At 59.0% G+C, this 12,120-nt stretch carries 11 protein-coding genes; 5 read left to right on the forward strand and 6 right to left on the reverse strand.

The features are described from left to right. The first annotated feature begins 195 nt into the window (after positions 1–195). From ACOYXG_RS23750 to ACOYXG_RS23765, 4 genes are read left to right on the forward strand one after another with little or no spacing between them, the layout of a single operon-like run. A complete protein-coding gene (locus ACOYXG_RS23750; RefSeq protein WP_103367214.1) occupies positions 196–846 on the forward strand; it encodes a DUF2491 family protein in 651 nt (216 codons plus the stop codon). Between the two features lie 15 nt (positions 847–861). Further along, the gene (locus tag ACOYXG_RS23755; RefSeq protein WP_095139066.1) at positions 862–1,287 is read left to right on the forward strand and encodes a DUF350 domain-containing protein; all 426 of its coding nucleotides are present in this window, start codon (positions 862–864) and stop codon (positions 1,285–1,287) included. A 17-nt stretch (positions 1,288–1,304) separates the two neighbouring features. Then, on the forward strand, positions 1,305–1,982 hold the full coding sequence (locus ACOYXG_RS23760) for a DUF1190 domain-containing protein (RefSeq protein ID WP_027614248.1): 678 nt from the start codon (positions 1,305–1,307) through the stop codon (positions 1,980–1,982). A 2-nt stretch (positions 1,983–1,984) separates the two neighbouring features. After that, positions 1,985–3,142 (forward strand): glutathionylspermidine synthase family protein, encoded by a 1,158-nt coding sequence (locus ACOYXG_RS23765; RefSeq protein ID WP_096796347.1) that lies wholly within the window; start codon positions 1,985–1,987, stop codon positions 3,140–3,142. A gap of 200 nt (positions 3,143–3,342) precedes the next feature. Here the strand turns inward: ACOYXG_RS23765 and ACOYXG_RS23770 are convergent, their stop codons facing one another. Both ACOYXG_RS23770 and ACOYXG_RS23775 read right to left on the reverse strand, forming a co-directional pair. Next, positions 3,343–3,861, reverse strand: coding sequence for a single-stranded DNA-binding protein (locus ACOYXG_RS23770; RefSeq protein WP_007966163.1), 519 nt, complete (start codon positions 3,859–3,861; stop codon positions 3,343–3,345). 9 nt (positions 3,862–3,870) lie between these two features. Beyond that, positions 3,871–5,268, reverse strand: a complete 1,398-nt coding sequence (locus tag ACOYXG_RS23775) for an MFS transporter (RefSeq protein ID WP_460354341.1) — start codon at positions 5,266–5,268, stop codon at positions 3,871–3,873. 191 nt (positions 5,269–5,459) lie between these two features. Between ACOYXG_RS23775 and uvrA the strand changes: the two genes are divergently transcribed. Beyond that, complete coding sequence (gene uvrA, locus ACOYXG_RS23780; RefSeq protein WP_460354344.1) at positions 5,460–8,294, forward strand: excinuclease ABC subunit UvrA; 2,835 nt, start codon at positions 5,460–5,462, stop codon at positions 8,292–8,294. Between the two features lie 64 nt (positions 8,295–8,358). On the opposite strand, the gene bfr is transcribed toward uvrA, so the two are convergent. From bfr to ACOYXG_RS23800, 4 genes are all read right to left on the reverse strand, one after another. After that, a complete protein-coding gene (gene bfr, locus ACOYXG_RS23785) occupies positions 8,359–8,823 on the reverse strand; it encodes a bacterioferritin (protein WP_003228714.1) in 465 nt (154 codons plus the stop codon). Between the two features lie 150 nt (positions 8,824–8,973). Beyond that, positions 8,974–10,428, reverse strand: a complete 1,455-nt coding sequence (locus tag ACOYXG_RS23790; RefSeq protein ID WP_097089412.1) for a catalase — start codon at positions 10,426–10,428, stop codon at positions 8,974–8,976. 239 nt (positions 10,429–10,667) lie between these two features. Beyond that, entirely contained in the window at positions 10,668–11,054 is a 387-nt protein-coding gene (rplQ, locus tag ACOYXG_RS23795) for a 50S ribosomal protein L17 (RefSeq protein ID WP_003176402.1), read from the reverse strand. Between the two features lie 42 nt (positions 11,055–11,096). Next, on the reverse strand, positions 11,097–12,098 hold the full coding sequence (locus ACOYXG_RS23800; protein ID WP_003186012.1) for a DNA-directed RNA polymerase subunit alpha: 1,002 nt from the start codon (positions 12,096–12,098) through the stop codon (positions 11,097–11,099). Between the last annotated feature and the right edge of the window lie 22 nt (positions 12,099–12,120).

The following is a 12,120-nucleotide window of genomic DNA, read 5'->3' on the forward strand; positions in this document are numbered from 1 at the left end:
GTTTGCACAAAAACCTGTGGGAGCGGGCTTGCTCGCGAAAGCGATTTGTCAGTCATTACTTTAGCTGCCTGACACACCGCCTTCGCGAGCAAGCCCGCTCCCACATGGTTTACGGCGTGTCGTTCGTCGCCCGGCCCGGTACACTGGCGGCGTTTTTTACGACGAACACCTCCACCCGCCTCAAGGAATGTACCCATGGGATGGTTCAAAGACTTGCTGGGCACCAGCAACTGGCAGACCGCTGCGCCAACGCCAAACGTTGCCAGTGGCCCACTCGGGATGGCACAAGGCAAAGGCGTGCGATTCGATTCGACTCTGGCCTTGCTGCTCGATGGCAGCACCTCGGTGCAGGTTCCAGCGGCAGAGGCAATCTGGAGCGCCGGCTGGATCGACCTCGGCCAATCCAACAAGCTGCATCGCTACTACCTCAATAACGAAGACTTCTGGCTGCAAATCCACGTCACCGGTGACGACCAGATCGAGTCGGTCACCCTGTTCAACTACCTCAGCTACGTGACCGTCAACAGTGACGCCGAGCTGCAGCGCCTCGCCGGCCCCGAAAGCCCGATCGGCCTGCCGATCTATACCCACGACGGCGTCCAGTACAGCCGCGAATGGGGCACCGAACAAGGCCAGACCGAACTCGTACCGATGACCGAACATGTGGTCAACCCGGACGAGAGCTACACCATCGAACACCACTCCATGCTTTACGCGCGCGAGACCGGCCTGACCGATCGCCGCGAATTGCTGCTGTTCTCCGTCGAACAGGACGAGGAAGGCACCGTCAGCCTGAGCACCTCGCTGGGCATTTCGCTGTACACGACGGATTTGAGCACCATTTAAATAAGGAAGTTTTCCATGCTGGAAGTGCTGGCCGTTTCCCTGAACAAGACCGCACTGGTCGGTTTCGTCGTCTACCTGATCGGCGCCGTGCTGCTGTTCATGCTGTTTCAGTTCGTCTACACCCGCATCACGCCACACAAGGAGTTCGAGCTGATTCGCTCCGGCAACATCGCTGCCGCCATCGCTCTGGCGGGCGCGATCATCGGCTTCGCGATTCCGGCCAGCAACGTGATCGCGTTTTCGGTCAACGTTCTCGATTTCGTGCTGTGGGCGGTAATTGCTGCGGTGGTGCAACTGCTGGCCTTCCTCGCCACAAGCCTGGTGCTCAAGGGCACGTCGCAGCGTATCGCCAACGGTGAAATCGCCTCGGGAATCTACGTGGCCGCGGTGGCTATCAGCGTCGGCATGCTCAACGCCGCGTGCATGACCCCGTCCAACTGATCGGCAGGAAGCCTTCGATGAAACGCAGCAAGTACGTTCAACTGTCCCTCGCCGCTTCGGTGGCGCTGGCGATTTCCGGCGAGGTTACCGCGCAGGAGCAGCAACGCTTCCAATCTGTCGAGGAGTGCGTCGGCGCCGAAGTGGCCGCCGACGTCTGCTCCACCGCCTACGTCGCGGCATTGACCGAACACCGACGTATTGCGCCGGCCTACGATGACAAGGCCAAGTGCGACGCAGACTTTGCCGCCGACTGGTGCCAGAAAAACTCCGATGGCCGCTTCGTGCCGAAGCTCGGCGGTTTCAAGGTGCCGCAGAACGGCGAGGCGCCACAGGACCTGAATGCGCTTGCCAATGCGCAGATGCCTGCCGGTGAAGCCGCCGCCGCGCAGAACGTACAAAGTACTTCTCACTCGTCCGGCGGCGGCAACGGTTGGCTGACGGGCTGGCTGATCGGCAATGCGATGAGCAACAACGCCAATCGCACGGTCTATCGCGATCGCGATACGCGCCAGACCTACAACACTTCGACGCAGTACCGCAGAATCGAATCGGCACCGGCTACCCGCACCGACACCCGCTACGACAGCACCCGGAGCAAACCGGTCAACGTCGCTTCGTCGACGTCCCGCGGCGGCTTCGGCAGCCAGTCTTCCGCGCGCAGCGGTTGGGGCGGCTGGGGCAGTTCGAGCAGCTGATCATGAAAAAGATCCACTGCGCCGAGCGCCCCGACTGGAAACAGACGGCCGAAAGCCTCGGCTTTCTGTTCCACACCATCGACGACGAGCCGTACTGGGACGAAAGCGCCTACTACCAGTTCACGCTCGCGCAGATCGAAAATGATCTGGAGGACCCGACCACCGAACTGCACGAGATGTGCATGGACCTGGTCGACCGCGTGGTGCACAGCGAAGAGCTGCTGGATCGCCTGAGCATCCCGGCGCCGTACTACGACATGATCCGCACGTCCTGGCTGGAAGGTCATCCGCATCTGTACGGGCGTATGGACTTTTCCTACAGCGGCAACGGCCCGGCCAAGCTGCTGGAACTCAACTACGACACGCCGACCAGTCTCTATGAGGCGGCGGCATTTCAGTGGGGCTGGCTGGAGCAGTGCATCGAGCGCGGGATGCTGCCGCGCCATGCCGACCAGTTCAACAGCATCGATACCAAGCTGCACCAGGCGTTTGCCGAGTTGCAGCTCAAGCGGCCGTTCTACTTTGCGTCGATGAAAGACTCGGTCGAAGACAAGGGGACCACCGACTACTTGCGCCTGATCGCGGAAAAGGTCGGCATCGAATCCCGGCACATCGACATCGAAGACATCGGCCTGACCGCCGAGGGTCGCTTCGTCGACCTTGAGGATCGCTGGATCCCGCACCTGTTCAAACTGCACGCCTGGGAATTCATCTTCCACGAGCCGTTCGGTGCGGCGATTGCCGAGTGCGATACACAGTTTTTCGAACCGGCATGGAAAGCGATCCTGTCGAACAAAGGCGCACTCCCACTGCTATGGGAACTGCACAAGGGCCACCCGAACCTGCTGGCGGCGCACCTTGATCCGAATCCGGCCAGTGCGGTGCCCAAGGGTTGGGTGCGCAAACCGTACTTTTCCCGGGAAGGCGCCAATATCGAACTGCACACGGCAGAAGGTCTGATCGTCAAAGAAGACGGGCCCTACACCGATGCGCCGTTCATCCTGCAGGAATTTGCGCCATTGCCGAAGTTCGACGACAGCTACACCCTGGTCGGCTCGTGGGTGATTGGTGATCAGGCCGCGGGGATCGGCGTGCGCGAAGACAACAGTCTGATCACCAAGGATTCAAGCCGGTTTCTGCCGCACCTGATCCTCGACTGAAACACACATCCGCATTTGTGGGAGCGGGCTTGCTCGCGAAAGCGGACTGCCATTCAACAAATGCTTTGACTGACCCGACGCCTTCGCGAGCAAGCCCGCTCCCACAGGAGATCAGTGGTAATCGCGGACCTTGCGCCACAAAAAAGGCCCGTCGTGTTGAACGACGGGCCTTTTTTATTCAGCGTGGATGCAGCAGCGAATCAGAACGGGATATCGTCATCGAAGCTGTCGAAATCCGGAGCCGGTTGCGGTGCAGCCTGCTGTGGAGCCGGGGCTGGACGCTGTTGCGGAGCCGACTGCTGCGGACGCGGAGCCTGTTGGCGTGGCGCCTGCTGCTGGTAGTTGTTGCCACCGCCTTGTTGGTCGCCCTGTTGTGGACGGCCGCCGAGCAGTTGCATGGTGCCTTGCATGTCGACCACGATTTCTGTGGTGTAACGCTTGATACCGTCTTTTTCCCACTCGCGGGTCTGCAGCTTGCCTTCGATGTACACCTGCGAACCTTTACGCAGGTACTCGCCGGCGATTTCCGCAACCTTGCCGAACATCGAAACACGGTGCCATTCGGTCTTCTCGACCTTTTGACCGGTTTGCTTGTCGGTCCACTGTTCGCTGGTTGCCAGACTCAGGTTGGTCACGGCGTTACCGTTAGGCAGGTAGCGAACTTCGGGATCCTGGCCGCAAGTGCCGACCAATATGACTTTGTTAACCCCACGGGCCATAACGTTCTCCTAGGCTTCGCAAGCAGCCCCGGCCGGGTTGTTCACCAGGCGTTCGAGGGTGTCGCGATCCACTAATTCTTTGTCCAGTTTGATGTAAACAGCTGCTTCATCAGCAACTATCACTGCATCTGTTACCCCTACGAGGGCCTTGAGGCGCTCGACCAGACCCGCTTCGCGGATCGCCTCGGGCGACAACGGCAAGCGCAGGCTCGTCACGTAGGGAGGTTCGCGCATGGTAACAGCAAAGGCCAGCCAGATGGCAGCCAGACCCGCACATCCAAGGAACACAACCGACAGACCGCCATGCTGAAACAGCCAGCCGCCAAGTATCCCGCCGAGTGCCGAACCGAGGAACTGACTGGTGGAATACACGCCCATGGCCGTGCCCTTCCCGCCTGCCGGTGAAACCTTGCTGATCAGCGACGGCAACGAAGCTTCCAGCAGATTGAACGCGGTGAAGAACACCACCGTACCGATCACCAGAGCCCGCAAGCTGCCACCGAACTGCCAGAAGAATAGCTCAGTGAACATCAGCGTCAGGACGGCGCCGAGCAAAATTCGTTTCATTTTGCGTTTCTTCTCGCCATAGATGATGAACGGGATCATGGCGAAGAAAGAGATCAGTAGCGCAGTCAGGTAAACCCACCAGTGCTGCTCCTTGGGCAAACCGGCCTTTTCCACCAGCGCCAGCGGCAGCGCGACGAAGCTCGACATCAGCATCGCGTGCAACACAAAAATGCCCAAGTCCAGGCGCAGCAGATCGGGATGTTTGAGCGTCGGCATCAAGGCCTGACGCGCCACTCCGGATTCACGATGGCTCAGCGGCCCGGTGGATTTCGGCACCATGAACATCACGATGACGATCCCGAACAGGGCCATGCCGCCAGTGGCGAGGAACAGTCCGGACAGGCCGAACGCGCGGGTCAGCAACGGCCCGACCACCATGGCCACGGCGAACGACAGACCGATGGTCATGCCGATCATGGCCATGGCTTTGGTACGGTGTTGTTCACGGGTCAGGTCGGAAAGCAGTGCCATGACCGCAGCGGAAATCGCCCCGGCGCCCTGCAGGATGCGTCCGGCAATCACGCCCCAGATCGAATCGGCCTGAGCCGCCAGCACACTGCCAAGGGCGAAGACCACCAGCCCGAGGAAAATTACCGGCCGCCGGCCGATACGGTCGGAAATGATCCCGAACGGAATCTGGAAAATCGCCTGGGTCAGGCCGTAAGCGCCAATCGCCAGCCCGATCAGGGCCGGGGTCGCTCCCGCCAGGTCCATGCCGTAGGTCGCCAGTACCGGCAACACCATGAACATGCCAAGCATACGGAAGGCGAACACCAGGGCCAGACCGCTCGCTGCGCGGGTCTCGCTGCCACTCATGCGTTCGCTGTGGGGATCGTGCATGGAAAAACCTCGTGTGAACCGGCGGCGATTCTACCAGTCCCATCGAAAGACGGGGTATATCGCGACGCTATGACGCGTATAGATGAAACTCTCTTCATGCAAGGTAAAAAACCCTTCGTTTGATAGTGTGCATCCATCCAGTATTTGCCCGTATACTCCTACGTTTTCGACGCCCGCCGAGCGAGGCCACTTTGGACAAGATCCTGATACGTGGGGCCCGTACCCACAACCTGAAGAACATCGACCTGACCCTGCCACGGGACAAACTGATCGTCATCACCGGCCTGTCCGGATCCGGCAAGTCGTCCCTGGCCTTCGACACGCTGTACGCCGAAGGTCAGCGCCGCTATGTCGAATCCCTGTCGGCCTACGCCCGACAGTTCCTGTCGATGATGGAAAAACCCGACGTCGACACCATTGAAGGTTTGTCGCCGGCGATCTCCATCGAACAGAAGTCGACCTCGCACAACCCGCGTTCCACGGTCGGCACCATCACCGAAATCTACGACTACCTGCGTCTGCTGTATGCACGCGTCGGTACGCCGCGCTGCCCGGATCACGATATTCCGCTGGAAGCTCAGACCGTCAGCCAGATGGTCGACCTGGTGCTGGCGCAACCGGAGGGCAGCAAACTGATGCTGCTGGCGCCGGTGATCCGCGAGCGCAAAGGCGAGCACTTGTCAGTGTTCGAAGAGCTGCGCGCCCAAGGCTTCGTCCGTGCGCGGGTCAACGGTCGCATCTGCGAACTCGATGAACTGCCGAAACTGGATAAACAGAAGAAGCACTCGATCGATGTGATCGTCGACCGTTTCAAGGTCCGCGCCGACCTGCAGCAGCGTCTAGCCGAATCGTTCGAAACCGCACTGAAGCTGGCGGACGGCATTGCCTTGGTCGCGCCGATGGACGATGAGCCAGGTGAAGAGATGATCTTCTCCGCGCGCTTTGCCTGCCCGATCTGCGGCCATGCCATCAGCGAGCTTGAGCCGAAGCTGTTCTCCTTCAACAACCCGGCCGGCGCCTGCCCGACCTGCGATGGCCTGGGCGTGAAGCAGTTCTTCGACATCAAGCGCCTGGTCAATGGTGAACTGACTCTTGCCGAGGGCGCGATTCGCGGATGGGACAGGCGTAACGTCTATTATTTCCAGATGCTCGGCTCACTGGCCTCGCACCACAAGTTCAGTCTTGAGAAGCCGTTCAACGAGCTGACCGCCGAACAGCAGAAACAGATCCTGCACGGCAGCGGCTCGCAGAATGTCGACTTCAAGTACCTCAATGACCGCGGCGACATCGTCAAACGTTCGCACCCGTTCGAAGGTATCGTGCCGAACCTTGAGCGTCGCTACCGCGAAACCGAATCGGCCAGCGTGCGCGAAGAGCTGGCCAAGTTTCTCAGCACCCAGGCTTGCCCGGATTGCCGCGGCACTCGTCTGCGCCGTGAAGCGCGGCACGTGTGGGTTGGCGAGAAAACCCTGCCGGCAGTGACCAACCTGCCGATTGGCGATGCCTGCGAATACTTCGGCGAGTTGAAGATGACCGGCCGTCGCGGCGAAATCGCCGACAAGATCCTCAAGGAAATCCGCGAGCGTCTGCAGTTCCTGGTCAATGTCGGCCTCGACTATCTGTCGCTGGATCGCAGCGCCGACACCCTGTCCGGTGGCGAGGCGCAACGCATTCGTCTGGCGAGCCAGATCGGCGCCGGTCTGGTCGGGGTGCTGTATATCCTCGACGAACCATCCATCGGCCTGCATCAGCGCGATAACGACCGGTTGCTCGGCACCCTCAAGCACCTGCGCGACATCGGCAACACGGTGATCGTGGTCGAGCACGACGAAGACGCGATTCGTCTGGCCGACTATGTGGTGGATATCGGGCCGGGCGCCGGGGTGCACGGCGGGCAGATCGTGGCTGAAGGCACGCCGGCCGAAGTCATGGCGCACCCGGATTCCCTGACCGGTAAATACCTGTCGGGGCGGGTGAAGATCGAAGTGCCGGCCAAACGCACGCCGCGTAACAAGAAGCTGACGCTGTCGCTCAAGGGCGCGCGCGGCAACAACCTGCGCAACGTCGATCTGGAAATCCCGATCGGCCTGCTGACCTGCGTGACCGGTGTTTCCGGCTCCGGCAAGTCAACGCTGATCAACAACACGCTGTTCCCATTGAGCGCTACTGCACTCAATGGTGCGACCACGCTGGAAGCGGCCGCGCACGACAGCATCAAAGGCCTGGAGCATCTCGACAAAGTCGTCGATATCGACCAAAGCCCGATCGGCCGTACGCCGCGTTCCAACCCGGCGACCTACACCGGGCTGTTCACACCGATCCGCGAACTGTTCGCCGGTGTACCCGAGTCGCGCTCCCGTGGTTACGGCCCGGGGCGTTTCTCGTTCAACGTCAAGGGCGGTCGCTGCGAGGCGTGCCAGGGCGACGGTCTGATCAAAGTGGAAATGCACTTCCTGCCGGACATTTACGTGCCGTGCGATGTGTGCAAGAGCAAGCGCTACAACCGCGAAACCCTTGAGATCAAATACAAGGGCAAGAGCATCCACGAAACCCTCGAGATGACCATCGAGGAGGCGCGGGAGTTCTTCGACGCGGTACCGGCGCTTGCACGCAAGCTACAGACGTTGATGGATGTGGGCCTGTCGTACATCAAGCTCGGGCAGTCGGCAACCACGCTGTCCGGTGGTGAAGCGCAGCGGGTCAAGCTGTCACGCGAGCTGTCCAAGCGCGACACCGGCAAAACTCTGTATATCCTCGATGAGCCGACCACCGGTCTGCACTTCGCGGATATCCAGCAACTGCTCGACGTGCTGCATCGCCTGCGCGACCACGGCAATACCGTAGTGGTGATCGAGCACAACCTGGACGTGATCAAGACTGCCGACTGGCTGGTGGATCTGGGGCCGGAGGGCGGCTCCAAGGGTGGTCAGATCATCGCCACCGGTACGCCGGAGGAAGTGGCCGAGATGAAGCAGTCTCACACCGGTCATTACCTCAAGCCATTGCTGATTCGCGATCGGGCTTGATCTCCGGGCATGAAAAAGCCCCTGTCACTTCAACCGTGACAGGGGCTTTTTTGTGTCTGTGCAATCAGGTGTGAGATTGCAGGTAATTCTCGAGACCGATGAGCTTGATCAGGCCCAACTGCTTTTCCAGCCAGTAGGTGTGATCTTCTTCAGTGTCGTTGAGCTGAACACGCAGGATTTCGCGACTGACATAATCCTTGTGCTGCTCGCACAACTCAATGCCTTTGCACAGAGCGGCGCGGACTTTGTACTCGAGACGCAGATCTGCTTCGAGCATCTCCGGGACGGTGGTGCCGACGTCGAGATCGTCCGGGCGCATGCGCGGTGTGCCTTCGAGCATCAGGATCCGGCGCATCAGTGCGTCGGCGTGACCGGCCTCTTCTTCCATCTCGTGGTTGATTCGTTCGTAGAGCTTGGTGAAACCCCAGTCCTCATACATCCGCGAGTGAACAAAATATTGGTCACGCGCGGCCAGTTCGCCGGTCAGCAACGTGTTGAGGTAATCGATTACGTCTGGGTGGCCTTGCATCGCCCTACATCTCCCTGCTTGAAAGTCTGTAGTTTGAACCAAGCTGACCGGAAGGTCACCCCGTTTCGCGCAATAAAAGCGAAGATATTCTGAGAAAACCAGCCTAAATAACGCAAAAACCGCCCCAATGAGGGCGGTTCTGCTTCTCGTTTAGACTTCGTTAAGCTGTACGTCGAGCAGCTTTGCGATTGCTTCTCCATACGCCGGATCGGCCTTATAGAAATGCTGCAACTGACGATCAACCACATCAGGTGAAACACCGCTCATGGCGCCGGCGATATTGCTGACCAGCAAGGCTTTCTGCTCGTCGCTCATCAGACGGAACAGCGCACCGGCGTGGCTGTAGTAATCGGTGTCTTCGCGATGATCGTAACGGTCAGCAGCACCACTCAATGCCAGTGCAGGCTCGGCGTAGTGCGGAGCTTGCTTCGGTGATTCAATGTAGCTGTTCGGTTCGTAGTTAGGTGCTGCACCACCATTGCTGCCGAAGGCCATCGAGCCGTCGCGCTGGTACGTATTCACCGGGCTGCGCGGCGCATTCACCGGTAATTGTTGGTGGTTTGTGCCCACGCGATAGCGATGTGCATCGGCGTAGGCGAACACGCGGCCTTGCAGCATGCGATCCGGCGACAGACCGACACCTGGCACCATGTTGCTCGGACCGAATGCGGCTTGCTCGACCTCGGCAAAGTAGTTCAGCGGGTTGCGGTTCAGCTCCAGTTCGCCGACTTCGATCAGCGGAAACTCCTTTTGCGACCAGGTCTTGGTCACGTCGAACGGGTTCTCATAGTGCGCTGCAGCCTGAGCCTCGGTCATGATCTGAATGCATACGCGCCATTTCGGGAAGTCGCCACGCTCGATGGCTTCGAACAGATCACGCTGAGCGTAATCCGGATCGGTACCCGCCAGGCGCGCAGCATCGGCCGGTGCCAGGTTCTTGATGCCTTGCTTGGTTTTGTAGTGCCACTTCACCCAGTGACGCTCACCTTTTGCATTGATCAGACTGTAGGTGTGGCTGCCGAAGCCGTGCATGTGACGGTAGCCATCGGGAATGCCGCGATCCGAAAACAGAATGGTCACTTGATGCAGTGCTTCCGGCGAATGCGACCAGAAGTCCCACATCATCTGGGCGCTTTTCAGGTTGCTCTGCGGCAGACGTTTCTGCGTGTGGATAAAGTCGGGAAACTTCAGTGGATCACGAATGAAGAAAACAGGGGTGTTGTTGCCAACGATGTCCCAGTTGCCCTCTTCGGTGTAGAACTTGAGGGCGAACCCACGTGGATCACGTTCAGTGTCAGCCGAGCCACGTTCGCCGCCTACAGTGGAGAAGCGCAAGAACGTTGGCGTTTGCTTGCCCACGGCCTCAAACAGTTTGGCGCTGGTGTATTCGGTGATATCACGGGTCACGATGAACGTACCGTAAGCACCCGAGCCCTTGGCGTGCACGCGGCGCTCAGGAATGTTTTCACGGTTGAAATGGGCAAGCTTCTCGATCAGATGAAAATCGTCGAGCAGCAGCGGGCCACGGGGGCCGGCGGAGCGAGAATTCTGGTTATCGGCGACAGGTGCGCCACTGGCGGTCGTAAGCGTTTTGATCTGGCTCATACGGTCTTCTTCCTCTGTCAGTCTTGAAACTGCCGGCTAATCGGCTTGCTGGGAAGTATTGATCATCGATGAGACACCTACAAATTCATTAACTTGCAGTCATCGATAGATAATTACTAATTATGTTTCCGTGCACATAGTGGCAACACAACAATGTCAGAAGCTTGTACGAACAGCGCATTTCTTGCGGGCACAAAAAACCGGGCACTAGGCCCGGTTTTTCGTTTCAGACTGACGTCTTACTCGGCGGATACAGCTTCGCCAGCAGTAGCACGATCAACCAACTCGACGTACGCCATAGGCGCGTTGTCGCCAGCGCGGAAGCCGCACTTGAGGATGCGCAGGTAGCCACCCTCACGGGTAGCGTAACGCTTGCCCAGGTCGTTGAAGAGCTTACCAACGATAGCTTTCGAACGAGTACGGTCGAAAGCCAGACGGCGGTTAGCCAGGCTGTCTGTCTTGGCCAGAGTGATCAGCGGCTCGGCAACGCGGCGCAGTTCTTTGGCTTTTGGCAGAGTAGTCTTGATCAGCTCGTGCTCGAACAACGACACCGCCATGTTCTGGAACATGGCCTTGCGGTGCGAGCTGGTGCGGCTCAGGTGACGCCCACTTTTACGATGACGCATGGTTCATTCCTTACCAAACACTACGTTCGGTGATTACGACGATCAGGCAGTCGCCTTGTCGTCCTTCTTAAGACTTGCAGGCGGCCAGTTGTCGAGGCGCATGCCGAGGGACAGACCGCGGGAGGCCAGAACGTCCTTGATTTCAGTCAAGGATTTCTTGCCCAGGTTCGGAGTCTTCAACAGCTCTACTTCGGTACGCTGAATCAGGTCGCCGATGTAGTAGATGTTTTCCGCCTTAAGGCAGTTAGCCGAACGTACAGTCAGTTCCAGATCGTCAACCGGGCGAAGCAGGATCGGATCGATCTCGTCTTCCTGCTCGACAACCACTGGCTCACTGTCACCTTTGAGGTCGACGAACGCAGCCAACTGCTGTTGCAGGATGGTTGCAGCGCGGCGGATAGCCTCTTCAGGATCCAGGGTACCGTTGGTTTCCAGATCAATAACCAGCTTGTCCAGGTTGGTACGCTGCTCGACACGGGCGTTTTCCACCACGTATGCGATACGGCGAACCGGGCTGAACGAAGAGTCGAGCTGCAAGCGACCAATGCTGCGGCTTTCGTCTTCATCGCTCTGACGCGAGTCGGCTGGTTCATAACCACGACCACGAGCTACGGTGAGCTTCATGTTCAGGGCGCCGTTAGACGCCAGGTTAGCGATTACGTGATCGGGGTTAACGATCTCGACATCATGATCCAGCTGAATATCGGCAGCGGTAACCACCCCCGAACCCTTCTTCGACAAGGTCAGCGTAACTTCGTCACGACCGTGCAGCTTGATGGCCAGACCTTTAAGGTTCAACAGGATTTCAATTACGTCTTCCTGTACACCTTCGATGGCGCTGTACTCGTGGAGCACACCGTCAATCTCGGCCTCGACTACTGCGCAGCCGGGCATTGAGGACAACAGGATGCGGCGCAGCGCGTTGCCCAGGGTGTGGCCAAAACCACGCTCGAGAGGCTCGAGAGTGATCTTGGCGCGGGTTGGACTGACAACCTGCACATCAATGTGGCGGGGTGTCAGGAACTCATTTACCGAAATCTGCATGGATGCACCTATTTTCTAGCCC

The sequence above is a fragment of the Pseudomonas sp. G3-39 genome (genome assembly GCF_054790485.1).